At 41.8% G+C, this 21,380-nt stretch carries 20 protein-coding genes; 1 reads left to right on the top strand and 19 read right to left on the bottom strand.

Annotated features, from left to right (window positions below; genetic code table 11):
• Nucleotides 1–5 precede the first annotated feature (5 nt).
• The 12 genes from lipA to leuS all read right to left on the bottom strand — a co-directional run bounded on the left by lipA (nt 6) and on the right by leuS (nt 13,116).
• Nucleotides 6–977: a lipoyl synthase gene (gene lipA / locus G6R09_RS11600; RefSeq protein WP_065169058.1), complete on the bottom strand. Its 972-nt coding sequence runs from the start codon at nt 975–977 to the stop codon at nt 6–8.
• Nucleotides 974–1,624, bottom strand: coding sequence for a lipoyl(octanoyl) transferase LipB (gene lipB, locus G6R09_RS11595; RefSeq protein ID WP_163922515.1), 651 nt, complete (start codon nt 1,622–1,624; stop codon nt 974–976). The genes lipA and lipB overlap by 4 nt, the downstream gene beginning before the upstream one ends.
• A gap of 233 nt (nt 1,625–1,857) precedes the next feature.
• Nucleotides 1,858–2,139: a DUF493 family protein YbeD gene (gene ybeD, locus G6R09_RS11590; protein ID WP_163922512.1), complete on the bottom strand. Its 282-nt coding sequence runs from the start codon at nt 2,137–2,139 to the stop codon at nt 1,858–1,860.
• 212 nt (nt 2,140–2,351) lie between these two features.
• Nucleotides 2,352–3,524: a serine hydrolase gene (locus G6R09_RS11585; protein WP_065169056.1), complete on the bottom strand. Its 1,173-nt coding sequence runs from the start codon at nt 3,522–3,524 to the stop codon at nt 2,352–2,354.
• Between the two features lie 229 nt (nt 3,525–3,753).
• Nucleotides 3,754–4,626 (bottom strand): septal ring lytic transglycosylase RlpA family protein, encoded by an 873-nt coding sequence (locus tag G6R09_RS11580; protein ID WP_107204624.1) that lies wholly within the window; start codon nt 4,624–4,626, stop codon nt 3,754–3,756.
• Between the two features lie 3 nt (nt 4,627–4,629).
• Entirely contained in the window at nt 4,630–5,751 is a 1,122-nt protein-coding gene (gene rodA, locus G6R09_RS11575) for a rod shape-determining protein RodA (RefSeq protein ID WP_163922509.1), read from the bottom strand.
• Entirely contained in the window at nt 5,751–7,706 is a 1,956-nt protein-coding gene (gene mrdA, locus G6R09_RS11570) for a penicillin-binding protein 2 (protein WP_065169054.1), read from the bottom strand. Before mrdA ends, rodA begins: the two co-directional genes overlap by 1 nt.
• 6 nt (nt 7,707–7,712) lie before the next feature.
• Nucleotides 7,713–8,183 (bottom strand): 23S rRNA (pseudouridine(1915)-N(3))-methyltransferase RlmH, encoded by a 471-nt coding sequence (rlmH, locus tag G6R09_RS11565; protein WP_163922506.1) that lies wholly within the window; start codon nt 8,181–8,183, stop codon nt 7,713–7,715.
• Between the two features lie 6 nt (nt 8,184–8,189).
• Nucleotides 8,190–8,507 (bottom strand): ribosome silencing factor, encoded by a 318-nt coding sequence (gene rsfS, locus G6R09_RS11560; protein ID WP_061000177.1) that lies wholly within the window; start codon nt 8,505–8,507, stop codon nt 8,190–8,192.
• Nucleotides 8,508–8,729: 222 nt separating this feature from the next.
• A complete protein-coding gene (gene holA, locus G6R09_RS11555) occupies nt 8,730–9,758 on the bottom strand; it encodes a DNA polymerase III subunit delta (RefSeq protein ID WP_163922505.1) in 1,029 nt (342 codons plus the stop codon).
• Nucleotides 9,755–10,408 (bottom strand): LPS assembly lipoprotein LptE, encoded by a 654-nt coding sequence (gene lptE, locus G6R09_RS11550; RefSeq protein WP_065169051.1) that lies wholly within the window; start codon nt 10,406–10,408, stop codon nt 9,755–9,757. The genes holA and lptE overlap by 4 nt, the downstream gene beginning before the upstream one ends.
• A gap of 134 nt (nt 10,409–10,542) precedes the next feature.
• Nucleotides 10,543–13,116 (bottom strand): leucine--tRNA ligase, encoded by a 2,574-nt coding sequence (gene leuS, locus G6R09_RS11545; protein WP_163922502.1) that lies wholly within the window; start codon nt 13,114–13,116, stop codon nt 10,543–10,545.
• A 169-nt stretch (nt 13,117–13,285) separates the two neighbouring features.
• Here leuS and G6R09_RS11540 point away from each other — a divergent pair, with 169 nt between their 5' ends.
• Nucleotides 13,286–13,855, top strand: a complete 570-nt coding sequence (locus G6R09_RS11540) for a hypothetical protein (protein ID WP_065169049.1) — start codon at nt 13,286–13,288, stop codon at nt 13,853–13,855.
• 74 nt (nt 13,856–13,929) lie between these two features.
• On the opposite strand, the gene G6R09_RS11535 is transcribed toward G6R09_RS11540, so the two are convergent.
• The 7 genes from G6R09_RS11535 to mtgA form a co-directional block, all read right to left on the bottom strand.
• Nucleotides 13,930–14,676: a lipid-binding SYLF domain-containing protein gene (locus tag G6R09_RS11535; protein ID WP_163922499.1), complete on the bottom strand. Its 747-nt coding sequence runs from the start codon at nt 14,674–14,676 to the stop codon at nt 13,930–13,932.
• A 123-nt stretch (nt 14,677–14,799) separates the two neighbouring features.
• Nucleotides 14,800–16,353, bottom strand: a complete 1,554-nt coding sequence (gene lnt / locus G6R09_RS11530) for an apolipoprotein N-acyltransferase (RefSeq protein WP_065176796.1) — start codon at nt 16,351–16,353, stop codon at nt 14,800–14,802.
• A 3-nt stretch (nt 16,354–16,356) separates the two neighbouring features.
• Nucleotides 16,357–17,229, bottom strand: coding sequence for a CNNM family magnesium/cobalt transport protein CorC (gene corC, locus G6R09_RS11525; RefSeq protein ID WP_163922496.1), 873 nt, complete (start codon nt 17,227–17,229; stop codon nt 16,357–16,359).
• Between the two features lie 91 nt (nt 17,230–17,320).
• Nucleotides 17,321–17,785, bottom strand: coding sequence for an rRNA maturation RNase YbeY (gene ybeY, locus G6R09_RS11520; protein WP_087846622.1), 465 nt, complete (start codon nt 17,783–17,785; stop codon nt 17,321–17,323).
• Nucleotides 17,786–17,788: 3 nt separating this feature from the next.
• Nucleotides 17,789–18,883: a PhoH family protein gene (locus tag G6R09_RS11515; RefSeq protein WP_065169044.1), complete on the bottom strand. Its 1,095-nt coding sequence runs from the start codon at nt 18,881–18,883 to the stop codon at nt 17,789–17,791.
• 116 nt (nt 18,884–18,999) lie between these two features.
• The gene (miaB, locus tag G6R09_RS11510; protein WP_065169043.1) at nt 19,000–20,427 is read right to left on the bottom strand and encodes a tRNA (N6-isopentenyl adenosine(37)-C2)-methylthiotransferase MiaB; all 1,428 of its coding nucleotides are present in this window, start codon (nt 20,425–20,427) and stop codon (nt 19,000–19,002) included.
• A gap of 167 nt (nt 20,428–20,594) precedes the next feature.
• The gene (gene mtgA, locus G6R09_RS11505; RefSeq protein WP_065169042.1) at nt 20,595–21,323 is read right to left on the bottom strand and encodes a monofunctional biosynthetic peptidoglycan transglycosylase; all 729 of its coding nucleotides are present in this window, start codon (nt 21,321–21,323) and stop codon (nt 20,595–20,597) included.
• Between the last annotated feature and the right edge of the window lie 57 nt (nt 21,324–21,380).

Here is a 21,380-nt window from a genome sequence, read left to right as displayed (position 1 = left end):
ATTAATTATTTAATTTCAACACCTTGAGCTTGTAAATCTGCATGGTAAGAAGAACGTACAAACGGACCACAAGCGGCATGTGTAAAGCCAAGATCAAGTGCGACTTGTTTTAATTCGTCGAACTCTTCTGGTGGCACGTAGCGCTCAACCGGCAAATGGTGGCGACTTGGTGCTAAATATTGACCGAGCGTTAGCATGGTGACGCCGTGAGCGCGAAGGTCTTTTAATACTTGAATGATCTCTTCTTTTGTTTCACCTAACCCCATCATTACGCCTGATTTTGTCGGTACTGTTGGGTGGATTTCTTTAAACTTCTTTAACAGATCTAGCGACCATTGGTAATTAGCCCCAGGACGAGCTTTACGGTATAAACGAGGAGCTGTTTCAAGGTTATGGTTAAATACATCTGGTGCAGTATCACGGAAGATATCTAATGCACGATCCATACGACCACGGAAATCAGGCACTAAAGTTTCAATGTGAATTTGAGGGCTTTTAGCGCGAATATCATTAATGCAATCAACAAAATGCTGAGCACCACCATCACGCAAGTCATCACGATCGACAGAAGTGACAACCACATAGCGTAGCTTCATATCGGCAATAGTTTGCGCTAAATGACTTGGTTCTTCTGCGTTGGGTGGTAACGGACGACCATGAGCAACATCGCAAAATGGACAGCGGCGAGTACAAATAGCACCTAAAATCATAAAAGTAGCTGTGCCATGATTAAAACATTCAGCTAAGTTTGGACAAGAGGCTTCTTCACATACAGAGTGGAGATTGTTTTTGCGTAGCGCAGACTTAATTTCTTGAATGCGCTTACTGTCAGATGGCAGTTTTATTTTCATCCATGAAGGTTTACGTAACACCTCTTTGGGTGCTTCTTCTTGGGCAACATTACGCACCGGAATCAATGCCATTTTATCAGCATCGCGGTATTTAACGCCTTGTTCAATTTTAATTGGTTTGCTCATAGTTGATTGCTTTCCGTCATCCACTCGACGTGTGAGTAGTCGAGTAATTTTGTTAATTCTTCAATGAGTACCGGCTGAACTTCCATCAGTTCATTAGGGCCATTTAATAACGCAGTTTGCGTCATTTCCATTCCAGCGTAACCACAAGGGTTAATCCGCTCAAAGGGGGCCAAATCCATATTTATATTAAGTGCCAGACCATGAAAAGAGCAGCCGCGTCTGATCCGTAATCCTAATGAGCATATCTTGCGATTGGCGACATACACACCAGGGGCATCAGGGCGAGCATTAGATGTAATCCCAAATTGAGATAAGGTATTAATAACTGTGTTTTCGATGTGGCTGACTAAGTCACGAACACTGAGTTTTTTTCTGCGTAAATTAATCAATATATAAGCGACTTGCTGACCTGGGCCATGATAGGTTACTTGACCACCACGATCACTTTGCACCACTGGAATATCACCGGTATTGAGCAGGTGTTCTATTTTTCCAGCTTGGCCTTGAGTAAAAACCGGGTGATGCTCAACCAACCATACTTCATCGGCAGACATGTCGGTGCGGTCGTTAGTGAACTGATGCATAGCATCAAAGGTGGCTTGATAATCACAACGGCCCAGATTTCTAATAATAAGAGATGTTTGCAAATTTGTGCCTATTTATTGATATAACGCAAAGCGCCATTGAATGGCTGTGAACTGAGCTATTATACCTAAACTGTTAAAAGATGCATGATTAACCAGTTATTCACTTATTATTAATATATTTGACAATAATATTGTGGGTATATAAAAGAGTAGAAAAGGGCAGTGATGATGAAAATGAAACATAAAAAAATGGCGACTAAGAGTTAGTCGCCATTGGATGTAGTATTAAATTGTTATAGTACAACACGCACAATATCGATAGCGCCAAGTTCTTTGTATAGCGTTTCAATTTGTTCAATATTGGTTGCGTTAACAGTTACAGAAACTGCGGTATAAGTACCTTTGCTGCTTGGCTTTGTTGTTGGAACGTAATCGCCAGGGATTGTTTTTTGAATAACTTCAACAACAAGATCAGCCAATTCTGGTTTATTCTCACCCATAACTTTAAAGGCAAAGCTACAAGGGAATTCAAGTAAATCTTTAAGTTTTAGTTGCTCTTTATTTAAATCTTGCATAATAGAACTCCAAGGTTCGAGTTTTTCTGGTTTTACACCGTGGTATAGATCACAAATCACGGTAATATGCAGGCATCTTAATGCGTCAGTAGCTGGAAAACAAGGTTGTGATTATCTTGGTTATTGGAAAATGTGTATGCAGGCTTGTAAACCTAAACAAGCTGCCAGTTGGCAGCTTGTTTATTTAGGCTGGTGGATGTTATTACAACAACTTAAAACCAGCTTTGGATAAGCATTTCAACATAATCAACCAAGCGGCTAAAGAAGCTGCCTTGTTTTACTTCTGACAACGCAACTAATGGGTATTGCGCGATATCTTTATCACCTAAGCGGTAATATAACGTACCCATCACTTCACCTTTTTTAATCGGTGCTTTTAGCTCTTTAGTTAACACGAAGCTTGCTTTTAAGTCTTTCGTTTGGCTACGAGGGATGGTCACATAAGTATTTTCATTAACACCCAGATCGACTTTATCAGTATTACCCATCCAGACTTTTTCAGTCACAAAGGTTTGATCTTTTTTATACGGTGTTAACGTGGTGAAGAAGCGAAAGCCATAGGTTAATAACTTTTTACTTTCGGCAAGACGAGCGTGCTTACTTGCTGTACCCATAATCACGGAAATAAGGCGCATGTTGCCTTCTGTTGCCGTGCTCACCAAGCTGTAACCTGCATTGTCGGTATGGCCGGTTTTTAAGCCATCAACATGCATGCTTTGATCCCATAATAAACCGTTACGGTTATATTGAGTGATGCCGTTATAGGTGAATGATTTTTCATCATAGATCTTAAATTCATTTGGCAAATCATGAATTAACGCACGTGCAAGAACAGAAAGATCATAAGGTGTTGTGTATAAATTTGGGTTATCAAGGCCATGCACATTAGTAAAGTGGGTTGATTTCATGCCTAGATTTTTTGCCCAGCCATTCATTAGCTCAACAAAAGATTGTTGTGAGCCAGCAATATGCTCGGCCATGGCAACACAAGCATCATTACCTGAGTCTATAATAATACCGCGATTTAAATCAGAGACTTTAACTGTTTTACCCACTTCTAAGAACATCTTTGATGATCCAGGGAAGTTTTTAGCCCACGCATTTTTACTGATAACGACATTATCATCAGGAGAGATATTGCCATTTTTAATTTCTTGACCAATAACATAGCTGGTCATCATTTTAGTTAGACTGGCAGGCGCTAATTTTTCATTTTGGTTATGACCAGCAATGATTTTGCCTGAGTTGTAGTCAACAAGAATATAACCTTTAGCCGCAATTTGTGGAGCTTCAGGTACTACTGCTGGAGATGCAGCAACAGTAGCTGAAGCCAGCAGAGTGGCAGAGATGGCTACAGAACGGAAAAGCACAGCGGTTTTTTTCATGATATATCTAACTTTAATTAATCTGTGGCTAAAAAGTGGGCTCACTATAACAGATAACACATAGGCAATCAGTGCCTGAACGGAAGTTTCCACAGTTCTGACATTGGGAAATAAAGATTAACAGCGATGCGATAGTTATAACTAATAGCAATAAAAAGCCTATAGTTATATGATTTAAACAACAAACTATAGGCTATTGGTATGATTAAGGAATAATGATAAGGTTCAATTATCGCTTTTCAGTGATCATAAATGCTTGTGGGTAATGCTTAATTTTGACTTGCTTGAGTAATAATTCAGCATCTTTATGGTCTAAAAATGGTCCTAAGCGAACGCGGAAAATAGCTCGATCAGCGATTTTTTCAACATCAACACTGGTGCTGTAACGTTGTTTTACTTCACGCTGCATCTGATCCGCTTTGTGTTGGTTATTCACCGCTGCTAATTGAATAAAATACTGAATTGGAATCGGTGCTTTTTTTATTTCAGCTTTAGTTGATGGTTTTGGTACTGTTATTACTTCAATTTTTACTGGCGCAGTACCATAGCTGATCACGCCTAATTTAGACGCTGCAGCCATACTTAAATCAATAATGCGACCATCATGGAATGGGCCACGATCATTAACCCGTACAATCACTGATTTATGATTAAGGGTATTGGTTACACGCACGAAACTTGGTAACGGTAATGTTTTATGCGCCGCTGTCATAGCAAACATATTATACACTTCACCGTTAGCGGTTTTATGACCATGAAACTTTTCACCGTACCATGAAGCAAACCCTGTTTCAGTGTAACCCTGAGGATTTTTTATAATGTGGTAGCGTTTGCCGCGTAGGGTATAGTCTTTATTACCGCCACGGCTATAAGGTTCGTAGTGAGGGGTAATTAATTGTACTTTTGAAAAATCAGGAATCACCTTAGGTGCACGGTCATCTTTAAGAGAATAGCGCCCAGCATTGGGGTCATCGGTATTCGGTTTAACGACTTGAGCTGGCTTAGTGGTTGTATTTGGCTTAGTTTGTGGCTGTTGAGTTTGTTCAGGCGAAGAACTACACCCAGCAAGGATCAGGAAGAAAATTACAAATAGTGAACGCATTTATTAGGTCGCCTTAGACAACATTTTTCGATGAGTGTGAATAGACATCAGAATACCAAAACCAGCCATAAGAGTAACCATTGAGGTACCACCATAACTGACTAAGGGAAGTGGAACACCTACAACAGGCAATAATCCACTTACCATTCCGATATTAACAAAAATATAAACAAAGAAGCTGAGTACGATACTGCCGGCCATCATTCGCCCAAATGCAGTTTGAGCACGGCTTGCTAGTAACAATCCACGTCCAAGCACAAATAAATACATTGCTAATAAACCAATAACACCTGCTAATCCCCACTCCTCGGCAATCACCGCGAAAATGAAGTCAGTATTACGTTCAGGAACAAATTCTAATTGTGATTGCGTACCATGAAGCCAGCCTTTACCAGTGATTCCTCCTGAACCAATGGCTATCTTTGATTGAATAATATGATATCCAGCACCAAGAGGGTCTGACTCAGGATTAAATAAGGTCATTACTCTTGTGCGTTGATAGTCATGCATCAGGAAGAACCATAACACAGGAATAAAGGCACCGAGTAATACCAATGCACCAATTATCACTCGCCAGCTAATTCCTGACAGAAACAGAACAAATATCCCCGATGCGGCGATCAAAATTGATGTACCAAGGTCAGGTTGCTTAGCAATTAAGATGGTGGGAGTAAAAATCATCACTAACGCAATAAAAATATGTCGAAAAGCGGGGGGTAACGGGCGGTTACCAATAAAACGCGCCACCATTAATGGCACCGCCAGTTTTATCAGTTCTGATGGTTGAAAACGAATAAAGCCTAAATTAAGCCACCGCTGTGCACCTTTAGAAACCTCTCCAAATGAAAGCACACTCATCAGCATCACTAAGCCGATACCAAATAAATACGGTGCCCATGCTTCATAGTGACGCGGTGCGATTTGGGCTAATAACAACATTACTCCAAGCGATAATCCCATTCTTATCGCTTGGCGTTCCATCATTGGCATACTTTGGCCACTGGCACTGTACATGATCACTAATGAGAAACTCATGATAGCGAGTAAGCCTAATAACAACGGAATATCGATATGTAAGCGATCACTTAGTGTTGGCTTTTGCCCCGTTGTTGCCATGATGCTCATTAACGTACCTCTGCGGTTGCTTTTATTGGTGGCATTACCGGTGACGGTATATCGGCAGGAGATTCTATCAGCATATGATCAAATATTTGGCGTGCAATAGGTCCACCATTACTTGAACCACCACCGGCATTTTCTAGTACCATCGCGACTACAACCTGAGGTTTTTCAAATGGTGCAAAAGCGGTAAAGAGTGCATGATCACGTAAATGCTCTTCAAGCTCATCGGCATTATATTTTTGATTTTCTGCTAAACCAAATACTTGGGCAGAGCCTGACTTGCCACCTGCTTGGTAAGGGGTATCGTAAAATGCTTTACGTGCAGTACCACGACTGCCATACAATACTCGGTGCATTCCTTCACGGGCGATTTCCCACGTTTGAGGGGTTACACCTGTAATCGGTGGAAAGTTTTCAAATTCAGCCGGTGCTTCTACTTTGTTATCAATGATATTTTTAAGTAGGTGTGGGCGATGAACAACACCACTGTTGACTAACACTGAGGTTGCTTTGGCTATTTGTAATGGTGTCGCGGTCCAATACCCTTGTCCAATCCCGACAGGAATAGTATCGCCTTGATACCAAGGGCGCTTATGGCGTGTTTGTTTCCACTCACGGGTTGGCATATTGGCTTTACTTTCTTCGTGAATATCAATGCCGGTGTATTCACCATAACCAAATTTGTTCATCCACGTTGAGAGTCGATCAATGCCCATATCATAGGCAACTTGATAGAAGTAAGTATCGACTGACTCTTCAATCGCCTTATAGATATTGACTCGGCCGTGACCCCAACGTAACCAGTCACGGAATTTACGGCTGGTTGAATTAGGAATTTGCCACCAACCGGGATCATTACGGGTGGTGTTGGGGGTAATAACACCTTCGGTTAATGCCGCGACAGCGATTAATGGTTTAACCGTCGATGCCGGCGGATAAATGCCAAGCGTGACGCGGTTAACCAATGGTCGATCAGGGTTATTTAATAACGCGTTGTATTTTTTACTTGAGATGCCGCGCACAAATAAATTGGGATCATAACTAGGGCTTGAGACCATGGCTAAAATCGCATCATCTTTAGGATCTAACACCACAATTGAGCCGCGTTTGTGTTTAATGATCTCTTTGCCGGTTTCAGGATCAATTTTACGTTCAGTCAATAAGTTTTGAACATATTGCTGAAGCTTAATATCAATATTGATCTTGATATCTTTACCTGGAATCGGCGGAATATATTTTAAAGTGCGAATAACGCGGCCACGGCTATTTACTTCAACTTCTTGATAGCCAGATGTGCCGTGTAACAGCTCTTCATAATAACGCTCAAGACCGAGCTTACCCATATCACGAGTGGCTTTGTAATTACTGAGTTGTCCTGCTTTATCAAGTTTTTTAAGGTCACGATCGTTAATTTTAGCGACATAACCTAGAACGTGCGTTAAGGCATCACCATAAGGATAATAACGTTTTAGGTGCGCTTTAACTTCTACACCAGGAAGACGATGTTGATTAACAGCAAACAGTGCAACTTGCTTTTCATTGAGATGATCTAGAATAGGCACTGATTTAAAGCGACGGGTACGGCGACGTTCTTTTTGAAAATTAGCAATGTCTTCATCAGTAATGCCCATGATCTGTTTTAAATCGGCAAAAGTTTGATCAAGTTCAGAGACCTTTTCTAGCGTGATTTCAAGGCTGTAGATAGGTCTGTTTTCAGCTAATATCACCCCGTTACGGTCGTAAATTAAGCCGCGGTTAGGGGAGACGGGGACAATTTTAATGCGGTTATCATTGGAGCGGGTTTGATAGTCCTGATGCTGCTCAACCTGAATGTGAAATAGATTGAATAGCAGCAGGCCTACAAGTATGGCTATACCAATAAATGAGACAAGAGCTCGACGAAAAAACAGTGCCGACTCAGCGCGATGATCGCGGATCTGGGTTCGCTTTTGTCTCATTGATGATTATTCCCTGTGGTACGGATGGTTAGCCGTGACACTCCATGCACGGTATAAGCTTTCTGCCATTACCACACGCACTAATGGGTGTGGTAGTGTAAGTGGTGATAATGACCAGCTTTGTTCTGCCGCTGCTTTACATGCAGGAGAAAGTCCTTCTGGTCCGCCGATCAAAATTGAGACATCGCGGCCATCTAGTTTCCATGCATCCAATTGTTGTGCCAATTGTCCGGTATCCCAGCGTTTACCGGGAATATCCAGTGTGACAATACGGTTGCCTTTCGCAACTGCAGCTAACATTGCCTCGCCTTCTTTTTGCAGAATGCGAGGAATATCAGCGTTTTTGCCACGCTTTCCTGCTGGAATTTCAATTAATTCCAGTGGCATATCTTTGGGGAAGCGGCGGCTATATTCTTTATAACCTTCCTCAACCCACTTTGGCATTTTAGTACCAACAGCAATCAGTTGAAGCTTCATGACCAATTAGCTCCAAAGCTTCTCCAGTTGGTATAGCTCACGTGCATCTTCTTGCATGATATGCAGCATAACATTGCCCATATCAACGATAACCCATTGACCTTCTTTTTCGCCACTGATGCCGAATGGAGGAAAATCAACTAATTTAGATTCTTTGTTTACGTGATCAGCGATAGATGCCACGTGACGGTTAGATGTACCTGTACAGATAACCATAAAATCGGTGATGCTTGATTTACCGCGAACATCAATAGTTACGATATCTTGTGCTTTAATGTCGTCAATTTTATCAACAATGAAATCGTGTAGTTCTTGTACCTGCAAAGGGATTCCCTCACTTGAGTGTTAGTATAGTAGTGGCCGAATGACGCTATAAGTAGCATCGGTAATGTCAAATAGACATACTGACCATGAATTGTGCCGCAGTATACCATGCTCTTATCAGACCGCGATAAGAGGACAAGGTTCAGACGGTATTTTTTCACATGTTTGTTGGACGATTTAGTTCAAATAAGTAAAAAGTCGCGATTTTGACCTGTATTGAGACTACTTCATCAGTTGTAAATGGGTTGGAACACCACACATTTCTGCGCATAAGCAACTCAAGGCTGACCATGGTTGAGTGTCATAGTCAGTTTTGACTTGAATTTCCAATAACGTTAGCTGGCGAATAATAGTCACTAAGGTTGCTAGTGGTAGTCGATGTAATGCGCCAATATACATTTCACGACGATTTTGCCACACTCTAAATTGCTCAAAAATGAGGTTTAAAGGGGTACCTTTTTTACCCATTTCTTGCATTTTATATAGCTGAGTTAGTTCTCGTTGCAACGTACGCAATAAAATCGTTGCTTCAACCCCTTCAGCTTGCAATTGACGTAATATTCGCTGGCTGCGTTTTGCTTGTCCGGCTAATAGCGCGTCAATCAATTGAAATGGGGTGTAGTGATTATGGCGACTTAATGCTTCTTGCAAGCGTACTATCGTCAGTATGCCATCAGGGTAAAGCAACACTAATTTATGTAAGCTTTGCGATAATGCCAGTAAATTACCTTCATGCCATTGGGCTAACATTTGTACCGATTCATGATCGGGCTTTAAGCCTAATTGCTGACAGCGGCTTTGAATAAAGCGCGGCATTTGGCGTGGATCAGGCGTATTACATGGTACATACAAACCAATATTATCAAGCGCTTTAAACCATTTGGTCGTTTCTTGTTTTTTATTAATTCTAGGGCCGGTAAGTATTAATAAAATATCAGGATGAAGGGCGTTAATAACTTCAACTAATGCTTTGGCTTGATTGGCATTTAAGCCTGTTTCGGCAATTTCAAGTTCGATAATTTGTTGTGCTGAAAATAAGCTCATCGCCTGGCAGCAATCTAACACTGCATTCCAATCGATACTATTGTCGATAGTAAAAGCATGGCGTTCGAGAAAGCCTTGTTGCTGGGCGATATGCTTAATACTATCGCCCGCTTCTTGTTTTAATAACAGCTCATTACCAAACAGTAAATAAGCCTGACGCAGGCCTTTTGTTAGCTGCTGCGTCAGTTGTTCTGGGTAGACTCTCATTGCGCGTTGTGATCTTGTTTTTTATGTATAACCGCAGGTGTGGTAGTGATGGTGGTTGTACTGCCATCTTTGATTGAAACTTTTTGCTTCTGCAAAATATGGTTTAATTCTGCATTTAATTTATCTTCTTCCATCTTATTAAAGACAGTGGTTAGACGTGCAAGTTTGCGCATGATTTGTTGCGCTGCTTGTTCACGCATTACATCAATTAACTCATCACGCTCTACAGATTTTGCTAATGCTGATAGTGGGTTATCTAAGAAAGTACGCGTAACTTTAGTACTAAATTGCTCAATACCTTGATTTGGAATAGTGACGGTATAGTTAACGGTTAAGGTTAAGTCGTATTCTGCTTTACCGTTATTTTGGTATAACGATAACGTACTATCACCAGTTGATTCACTGGTAATATTCAGGTTTGGTACTGTTGCTGCAGGTTTTACTTCTTCAATACCATGCAGTTTAAATTGGTATTTCACCATACGAGTTAATTTACCGTAGGGGTCAAAACTTGTTAATGATAATTTAGCGATTCCCTCAGGTAGCATGTAGTTACCACGAAGGTGAAAACCACAAGAAGCTGTTGTAAGCGCGAGAAGAGTAATGATAAGTAGTCGAGTTAGGCTGTTGGCCGAGAAAAAACTTTTCACGAAAGTCAGCTCCTTGAAATAAAAGAAGGTGCGCTAGGCGCAAAATTAAAGATGACTGTAATTATAAAGATCCCCGCAAAAGCGGGGATCTTGAGGTTATTGTCATGTTAGTCGAGCTAACACAGTAACCTTGATTAGTTTGCTACGATATTCAGCAGTTTACCTGGTACATAAATAACTTTACGTACGGTATTGCCATCAGTAAAGCGTGTTACGCCTTCTTCTGCCATAGCAAGTGCTTCTACTTGCTCTTTGGTTGCATCTGCCGCTACGGTTAATTTAGCACGTAGTTTACCGTTAACTTGCACAATAATCAGTTTTTCATCTTCAACCAATGCCGCGGCATCAGCTTGTGGCCATGCTGCATGGTCAATGTCTGTTTGACCTAGTGCTTGCCACATTTCAAAACAGATATGCGGTGTCATTGGGTAAAGCATCGTTACAATTGCTTTTAATGCTTCATCAAGAATAGCACGATCTTGTACTGATTCTTGTGGCGCTTTAGCAAGCTTGTTCATTAATTCCATGATTGCAGCAATCGCAGTATTGAATGTCTGACGACGACCAATATCATCGCTTACTTTAGCAATTGTTTTATGGATATCACGACGCAGTGCTTTTTGATCGCTGCTTAATGCTGCGGTATCAACGGCAGTCGCTTGACCTTTTTCTGCATGTTCACGTACAAGTTTCCAAACACGTTTAAGGAAGCGGTTAGCACCTTCAACGCCAGATTCTTGCCATTCAAGTGTCATGTCAGCAGGTGATGCAAACATCATAAATAGACGTACAGTATCTGCGCCGTATTTGTCGACCATTTCTTGTGGGTCGATACCATTGTTTTTAGACTTAGACATTTTGATCATGCCTGAGTGCTCAACGTTGTGACCTTGAGAATCAACAGCAGCAGTAATACGACCTTTGCCATCACGCTCAACAGTAACATCTGTTGGTGCAACCCACTCTTTACCACCTTTTTCTGTGGTGTAGAAGAACGCATCAGCCAATACCATGCCTTGACACAGTAGTTGCTTAAATGGTTCGTCAGAGGTTACGTAACCTGCATCACGAAGCAATTTGTGGAAGAAACGTGAGTACAATAGGTGCATACACGCGTGCTCAATACCACCCACATATTGATCAACTGGTAGCCAGTAGTTCGCCTTAGCTGGATCAAGAATATCATCTGCTTGTGGTGAACAGTAACGTGCGTAGTACCAAGATGACTCCATAAAAGTATCAAAGGTATCTGTTTCGCGTAATGCTGGCTCGCCATTAAAGGTGGTTTTTGCCCACTCTTTATCTGCTTTAATTGGACTGGTTACGCCATCCATTACCACGTCTTCAGGCAGAATCACTGGTAGTTGATCTGCAGGTACTGGGTGAACTTGACCGTCTTCAGTGGTTACCATTGGGATTGGTGCACCCCAGTAACGTTGACGAGAAACACCCCAGTCACGTAGACGGAAGTTAACGGTTTTCTTGCCTTTGCCTTGTGTTTCAAGCTCAGTTGCAATCGCATCAAACGCTTGTTGGAAGTTTAGGCCGTCAAATTCACCTGAATTGAACAGAATACCTTTTTCAGTGTATGCCGCTTCAGAGATATCACACTCACTACCGTCTTCTGGCTTAATAACCGCCATGATGTCGATGTTGTATTTAGTTGCAAATTCAAAGTCACGTTGATCGTGAGCAGGAACTGCCATTACCGCACCTGTGCCATAATCCATTAATACGAAGTTAGCAACGTAGACTGGTACTTCACGGCCATCAAGAGGATGGATAGCGATTAAGCCAGTGTCCATGCCTTTCTTTTCCATGGTTGCAAGTTCAGCTTCTGCAACTTTGGTGTTACGGCACTCATCGATAAAGGTTGCTAGGGCTGGGTTATTTTCAGCCGCTTTTGCAGCCAGAGGGTGACCTGCTGCAATGCTAACAAAAGTAACACCCATTAGAGTATCTGGACGAGTCGTGTACACTTCTAGATCGTCTTGACCTTTAACGTTAAACGTTAGCTCAACACCTTCAGAACGACCGATCCAGTTACGCTGCATGGTCTTAACCATCTCAGGCCAGCCATCAAGGGTATCAAGATCGTCAAGCAGTTCTTGTGCGTACTCAGTAATTTTAATGAACCACTGTGGAATCTCTTTTTGTTCAACAGGGGTATCACAACGCCAGCAACAACCGTCTTCTACTTGCTCGTTAGCCAGTACTGTTTGGTCATTAGGGCACCAGTTCACAGAAGATGTTTTCTTGTAAACTAAGCCTTTGTTGTACAGTTTAGTAAAGAACTCTTGTTCCCAACGGTAGTACTCAGGCGTACAGGTTGCGAATTCACGGCTCCAATCGTAACCAAAACCTAATAGTTTAAGTTGGTTCTTCATGTATTCGATATTTTCGTAGGTCCACGGCGCAGGTGCGGTGTTATTTTTTACTGCTGCGTTCTCTGCTGGAAGACCAAATGCATCCCAACCAATTGGCTGCATGACATTTTTGCCTTGTAAGCGTTGGTAGCGAGAGATAACATCACCGATAGTGTAGTTACGCACGTGACCCATGTGCAAGCGACCACTTGGGTACGGGAACATAGAGAGACAGTAGAATTTTTCTTTATTAGGATCTTCACTAACAACAAAGGTCTTATTGTTATCCCAATGTTCTTGAACTTTTTGTTCAATGTCCTGTGGACGATATTGTTCTTGCATCGATGACATCCAGAATTTTGTGAGTTTAATACAAACACATTCATTGTAATCGACATAGGATAACCAAAGGTAAAGGTGTCAACAATAGCTGATAGCGATTCGACGACCTTAATCTTGTATTTGGACGTAATTACGTAATTATTTCGCACATTGGCTGAGGATTAATCCCATGACTAAGCAACAAAAGCAGTATGAAGCAGTATTAGAAAAAGTAACTGAAGCGCTTAAGCATAGTCCAGAAGAGCTAAAGAAGTTTTTTAGAATGACCGAGCTTTATGGTAAAGCGGCCAGTGATATGACCAAAGATGAGCTGGCGTTGATTGAAGCGTATATCAAAAATGATCTTAAAACGACCGAGCTTTATGGTAAAGCGGCTAGTGATATGACCAAAGATGAATTGTCATTAGTGGAAGCTTATGTCAAAAGCGATCTAAAAACGTTTACTGAAGAAGTGAAAAATAGCTCAGAACCTTTCAGTGAAAGTCCATTTTATAAGTTAGTTAGTGAAAGTATTTGGAAAAATTTAGCAGAGATTACTGATAAGACTCAACTAGAGTGGATTGAAGTAATGGAAGATATTCAACATAAAGGTGTTTATCAGGCGGGTGAACTGGTTGGATTAGGTAATTTAGTCTGTGAGCAATGTGGTCATACTCAAATGATCACCCATGTGACACGCATTGAACCCTGTGTCAAATGTGGCTGTAAGCAATTTTCGCGTTTGCCATTAAACCCATAATGGGTCGTGTGATTTATCGCAATTAAAAACGCAGCGCTATTAACGCTGCGTTTTTTTATTATTTAACTTATTGTTTAGTAGTCTGGTTGCTCAATGGTATCTACCACGACGGCAGAATCTGCAGGCTTAATAGTAGTAGCCGGTTTTTGCAGTTGCTGCTGTTGCTGAGGTGCCGCTTGAGTTGGCTGATAGTCTTGATTAAATTCAGGCAAAACGTGGTCATAGCCTTTGATTTCACGCGTCGCTGCTGTCATTGGTTCATAAGTGAATTTTTGACCTGCCAACGATGCTTCAATCATTGCGCCACCCTTGGTACGAGTAAAGATAGCAACACCATTGATGTAGCTTTTGGTCATATAATCACTACCCGCATGCATACCTGCACCTGCGGTACCGACTTTAGCCGATGCGCCTTCATCTAAGGCTACCGCAGAGGCTTGAGCATCTAATTCTAGGCCTCCTTCAACAAAGCGATCATAAGCACGCTTATCTTGAAAGAATAAAATTTCGCTAAAGGCTTGGCCACCAAATTGTAATCCAATCGATAGCTGGTATAACTTAGCAAATCCCATCGCTTTATTGGCTTTAAATACCACGCCAGAGCCGTAAGCACCACCAACCCAAAAACCACCTTTACCCACAGATGGAAAAACAGCATATCCATAAGCAGAATGGAAAAAAGGTTGTGTTTGTGGGGACTTGTAAAAATGGGCTAATGCATCTTTAGTGTCATTTTGTTGCTCTTGAGCAAGTGCTTGGGTTGATAGCATCAGCATCAATAATGAACATACGCTAATAAATAATTTGTATGGTGCTTTCATCTGTTGTTCCTTATCGTTGCCATAGATGGTTAAGACCTGCGAAGTTGCAGCGGTTATTTATCATAAAACTTTAACAAATTAGCCGCAAAAAAAAAGGTGAAGTTATTAACTTCACCTTAGAGTTTATTCTTTTTCTGTTGAGCGTAAGTCACGGAAATGTCCGCGTTTACGCCGAATGAGTAGCCAAGATAATGCGAGTGCCCATAAACAGTAACCGTATAATGGCCAACTGCCTAAGGTAGTATAAGGTGTCATTCCAATGGTTGGAATCACTTTATCTTTTAATACCCCTGTGACAAATTGTGGTAATTCTTTAGTGATATGACCATTATGGTCAACCACGGCAGTAATCCCCGTATTTGTTCCACGTAACAAAGGTTTACCAAACTCAAGCGCCCGCATTTGAGCAATTTCCATGTGCTGGAACGGTCCGATTGAACGACCAAACCAAGCATCATTAGACAAGGTCAGTAATAACTCTGTTTCTTTGGTAATGTTCTCGCGAATCTGCTCACCAAAAGCAATTTCGTAGCACAGTGCTGGCGCAATAGAGTAACCATGAGCTTGAATATTTGGTTGAATATAAGCACCACGACTAAATGACGACATCGGTAGGTTAAAAAACGGCGCTAACGGACGTAGAATACTCGCGAACGGTACAAATTCACCAAAAGGTAATAGGTGATGTTTAGTGTAACGGGTTGCGGTGTTGTAGTTATACGGGCCGTCGGCATCGACACCTAGTGTCAAAATATTATTGAAAAATTCGCCATCGGCTTTTTGATCTAAAATACCGGTGATCACGGTGCTGTTATTAGCACGTGCAGCAGCATCGAGATTTTGTAAGAAGGTTGGAATATCTTCTTCAAGTGCAGGAATAGCAGCCTCGGGCCAAATAATAAGATCAGAACCCCAATTGTCGCGAGTCAGATCCATATATTTCATCAACGTTGGCCAACGGTGACTTGGCAGCCATTTTTCTTCTTGAGAGATATTGCCTTGGATCAGAGCCACAGTAACACTGTGTTTAGGATCGGGTTTAACCCACTGTGGAATAGCGGCTAATAGCGCTAAGATCGCCACTAAAATAGCAACCAGTAAGGGACGCCAATTACGGTAATAAATGGTTGCAACAATTGAGCCAGAGATAAGCATCAACGCGAGGGTAATGCCTTCGACACCTAAGATCGGTGCAAAGTGTGCCAAGGGGGTATTGAGTTGGCTATAGCCCATCCACAACCATGGAAAACCAGTAAACAGCCAACCTCGAACCCAATCAAGTACCAGCCAAATAACAGGGCCTGAAAGCAATAATTGATGGAAAGGACGTTGACGGTTAAAGCGATTAAATAAATAGCCAAAGAGCGCCGGATAAAGCGCAAGATAGCTAATCAGTAATACCATTAAGAACATACTGGCAATTTTAGGCATACCACCAAAGGTATCAATGCTGACATGTACCCAGCTGATGCCAGTACCAAACATGCCTAAGCCATAAAAAAAGCCAATCAATGCTGAACGTTTAGGAGATTGTTTCTGTAATAAAAATAAAAACAGAATCAATGTTAATGGAGCAATAAATGCGTAGTCATAAGGGGCAAAAGACAAGGTTGCAATTGCGCCCGCAGGGACAGCTGCAAGCAACTGTCCCAACAAGATGAGTGTTTTTTTTGTCATCATTTACGGAGTAATGGTAGGTTGAAATGCTTCATCTGGTACCGTTACTTGTAACTGGATAATGCGGCGGTTATCAGACGAGGTCACTTTAAATGAATAACCATTAACTTCAACGACTTCACCGCGCGATGGCAAGTGACCAAAACTCATCATTACAAGTCCGCCGACGGTATCGACTTCTTCATCACAGAATGAGGTTTGGAATAGTTCATTGAAATCTTCAATGGTTGTTAATGCTTTTACAGCGTAAGTATGTTTACTTAACTGGCGAACATCTTGCTCTTCTTCGTCGTCAAATTCGTCTTCGATTTCGCCAACAATTTGCTCAAGAATATCTTCAATCGTAATAACACCAGATACCCCACCAAACTCATCAACCACAATTGCCATATGGTAGCGTTTTTCGCGGAACTCTTTTAATAATCGATCGACACGCTTACTTTCCGGTACAACAACAGCAGGGCGTAATACTTTATCGATATCAAAAGGCTCACTATCAGGTAATAAATAACGCAGTAAGTCTTTGGCTAATAAAATGCCTTCAACATGGTCTTTATCATCACTAATAACAGGGTAGCGAGAGTGTTGGGCTTCAACAATTAAATCAATCAGATCTTCTAACTTCTGAGAACGCTCGACAGTCGTCATTTGTGAGCGTGGAATCATAATATCCCGCACACGCATTTCGGCTATTTCCATCACACCTTCGAGCATGTCGCGAGTGTCATGATCTATCAAATCGTTTTCTTCCGAATCACGGAATACTTCAACTAATTCTTCTCGGTTTTGTGGTTCACCTTGAAAAAATTGGCCAATACGTTCAAAGAAGGACTTTCTACTCGGACCTTCAGTTGTTGGAGAGTTATCTTCGTTCATTATTTACTTTATCAATTAAGTGGACATCGCCACGGAAATGCGGCTTAGCTTAGTAAGCCGCGGAATATATGTAGCTATACTACTACTTTTACTACTGCTTTTCAGAAATATAAGGATCAACAAAGCCCATGTTTTGCATGATTTCTGTCTCTAATGCTTCCATTTCTTCTGCTTCGTCATCCTCAATATGATCATAACCTAGCAGATGCAGACTGCCGTGTACAACCATATGTGCCCAATGCGCATCCAGCGGTTTTTGCTGTTGAGCAGCTTCGGCTTCGACCACTTGACGACAAATAATTAAATCGCCCAGTAAATCAATTTCAACGGCTGGTGGCGCTTCAAACGGAAACGACAGCACATTGGTTGGACGATCTTTACCACGGTATTCAAGATTCAGTGCATGACTTTCTTGTTCATCAACCAGACGAATTGTCACTTCTGCGTCAGCTTGAAACGGTGTTACAGCAGCATTTAGCCATTGTTGGAATTGCGCTTCCGTTGGTAATCCCGCTTCGTCAGCTGTTGCAAGTTGTAGATCAAGGTAAATCGCCATTAGTTACTCTTTTTGTGATTCAATTTTAGCAGCGGTTGCCACAGCGAATAAGGCGGCTTCTTTGGCTTCTTGCTCTGTGCGACGACGTTGTTCTGCTTGTTTACGTTGTTTTTGGTCTTCACTTTCCCATACTTCATAAGCTTGAACGATACGAGCAACCACTGGGTGGCGCACAACATCATTGGCTAAGAAGAAGTTAAAGCTAATATCCTCAACATTGGATAATACTTCAATTGCATGACGTAGGCCTGAACGAGCCCCACGTGGTAAATCGATCTGAGTCACATCGCCAGTGATCACCGCGCGTGAATTAAAGCCAATACGAGTTAGGAACATTTTCATTTGTTCAACGGTAGTATTTTGGCTCTCATCTAAAATAATAAATGCATCATTGAGGGTACGGCCGCGCATATAAGCCAACGGTGCGACTTCAATTACATTTCGTTCAATCAGCTTTTCAACACGTTCAAAACCCAGCATTTCAAATAATGCATCATAAAGTGGGCGTAGATATGGGTCGACTTTTTGGCTTAAATCACCGGGTAAGAAACCTAATTTTTCACCCGCTTCAACTGCCGGACGGGTCAGTAGAATACGACGCACTTCTTGGCGTTCAAGCGCATCAACTGCCGCTGCAACAGCAAGATAAGTTTTACCTGTTCCTGCAGGGCCAACACCAAAAGTAATATCGTGGCCGACAATATTGGCAATGTATTGGGCTTGGTTGGGCGTGCGGGGCTTGATGATCCCTTTTTTGGTTTTGATATGAACTTCTTTACCAAAGGGAATGGTGGTTTCTACCGTTTGCTCTAGTACACCTGAGGCTTTAATCGCCAGATGAATATGATCAGGTTCAATATCAGGAATATTGTTATGTACGGGAGCCGTATCAACATAGAGATCTTTAATGATATTAGTGACAGCTTCGGCAGTGTGCGGTTGACCAACAACACTAAAGTGGTTGCTGCGGTGATTGATTTCAACCCCTAAACGACGTTCTAACTGTTTGATATTGTCGTCAAATGGACCACAAAGACTAGATAGACGCTGATTATTTGCAGGCTCTAAATCAAATTCTACAGTAATTATTTTGCTCAAGGTTTGCCTCTCATTAAGGTCGCCTATTAGTAGGCGACCATGTTTTCAGGGCATGCGGTTTACTTTAAATAATGCATATAGCAGTCTCTAGGAAACGAAACGGCCTTTGTGGCGCATTATTCTGGAGTATATACGCCTACACCTAAGTCATCTTCACGGCGGGTTTTTGCCATCATTGCAGCTGGTGACATTGCTACGCGAAGATCCATTTCTGCTTCCGTGCGAACAAGTTCGCCACGCAATGAGTTAGTAAATACATCAATGATTTTGACATCAACAAATTGACCAATCAATTCAGCAGAACCTTCAAAGTTCACAATACGGTTGTTTTCAGTACGGCCACGCAGTTCCATAACATTTTTACGTGATGGTCCTTCAACTAAAATACGCTGCTCTGTGCCTAACATTTGACGTGCATGGCGCATCGCTTGACTATTTAGCTGTTGTTGCAAGGCGTAAAGACGCTCTTTCTTTACTTCCTCAGTCAGATCACAAGGGTAATCTGCGGCAGGCGTGCCTGGACGAGGAGAGAAGATAAAGCTGTAACTAATATCAAAATCGATATCACGAATAAGCTTCATGGTATCTTCGAAATCTTGATCAGATTCGCCAGGGAACGCGACAATAAAGTCTGAACTCATGGTGATATCTGGACGTACTTTACGTAATTTACGGATTTTTGACTTATATTCAAGCACCGTGTGAGGGCGCTTCATCATTGTCAGAATACGATCTGAACCACTTTGTACTGGTAGGTGTAAGTAATTAACCAGTTCTGGGGTATCTTGGTAAACGTCAATAATGTCATCAGTAAATTCAATCGGATGACTGGTTGTGTAACGTACGCGGTCAATACCGTCAATCGCTGCCACTAAACGCAGTAGTTCTGCAAAGCTCGCAAGTTCACCATCATGAGTTGGACCACGGAATGCGTTAACATTTTGGCCTAGTAGGTTAACTTCACGTACGCCTTGATCTGCCAGTTGCGCAATTTCAAATAATACGTCATCAATAGGACGGCTAACTTCTTCACCACGGGTGTAAGGTACAACACAGTAAGTACAGTACTTAGAACAACCTTCCATGATAGAAACAAACGCTGTTGCGCCATCAGCACGAGGCTCAGGTAAGCTATCGAATTTTTCAATCTCTGGGAAAGAAATATCCATCACGGTTTTTTCATTTGATTGAGAGCGTTTAATCATCTCAGGCAAACGGTGTAGGGTCTGTGGGCCAAAGATCACATCAACGTAAGGTGCGCGTTTGCGAATTGAATCGCCTTCTTGGGTTGCTACACAACCACCAACGCCAATCACAAGATCGGGCTTTTTATCTTTTAGTTTTTTCCAGCGGCCTAGCTGATGGAAAACTTTCTCTTGTGCTTTTTCACGGATCGAACAGGTGTTAAGTAGCAGAACATCTGCTTCTTCTGGGATTTCTGTTAACTCGAAGCCATTAGCAGCATTAAGAAGATCGGCCATTTTTGATGAATCATATTCGTTCATCTGGCAGCCCCAGGTTTTAATCAGCAGTTTCTTCGCCATCTCTCTTCGCTCGTAGTGTTGATTCATTACATTCAGATTACGGGCTGACAGGGCTGCTTTACCTTCTTTCAGGTAATGCCCTGTAGCAAGCCGCGTATTGTACTGCTTTAAACTCGGTCTGACTAGATCATCACCACCCCGAAAAAATTGTGGTCTTTTGATGGCGGCTAGCGATAAAGGTGAAACGATTTAAAAAGTGATTGTTCATCATAGACTTTATCAAGCGTCCCCATACCCAATTGGCGCATTTGTTTACGGATCCATAAAGTACGTTGATAAACATAATTGCTCATTGGGCTGGCTTTTATTTTATACGGATTAGGCAATACCGCCGCTAGCTGTGCTGCCTGTTGAGCGCTAAGACGACTGGCGGGAATATGGAAAAAGTGCTCACTCGCTGCTTCAACACCATAGATGCCAGGTCCAAATTCAATCACGTTTAAATAGGTTTCTAAAATACGATCTTTGCCCCAAATGACTTCCATCCATAATGAAAAGTACAGTTCGATACCTTTACGAATAAAAGAATGGCTAGGAAATAAAAACACATTCTTGGCAGTTTGCTGGCTAATGGTACTTGCGCCGCGACTAGGACCATTTTTACCACTGTGCTCTAGTACCGATAAGGTAGCTTGGAGATCAATACCATGATGTTCAGGAAAGGTTTGATCTTCCGATGCAATAACGGCTAACTGCATATTTTTTGAAATCTGATTCAAATTTACCCATTGATGCTGGGTTTGGGTCGGGTAACCTTGAGGTGGAAAGAGTGCGCGACTTATTTCCCAGCCCCAAAAGGGGGGATTAATAAATTTAAAAATAACGATCAATATAATCGGTATAATAAGAACGCATAAAATAAGTTTAACAATAAAGCGTCGAAAGCCTGCCAGCATGGTGATTTGATTCCTTTCAGCAATGAGAGACCATGGCCTGAGTGGGTGGTTAACGGC

The sequence above is a fragment of the Photobacterium sp. Alg240-V54 genome, assembly GCF_900537155.1.
Lineage (GTDB): Bacteria > Pseudomonadota > Gammaproteobacteria > Enterobacterales > Vibrionaceae > Photobacterium.
The sequence above is the reverse complement of the archived record's forward strand: the minus strand, read 5'-3'. Positions and strand labels throughout refer to the sequence as shown.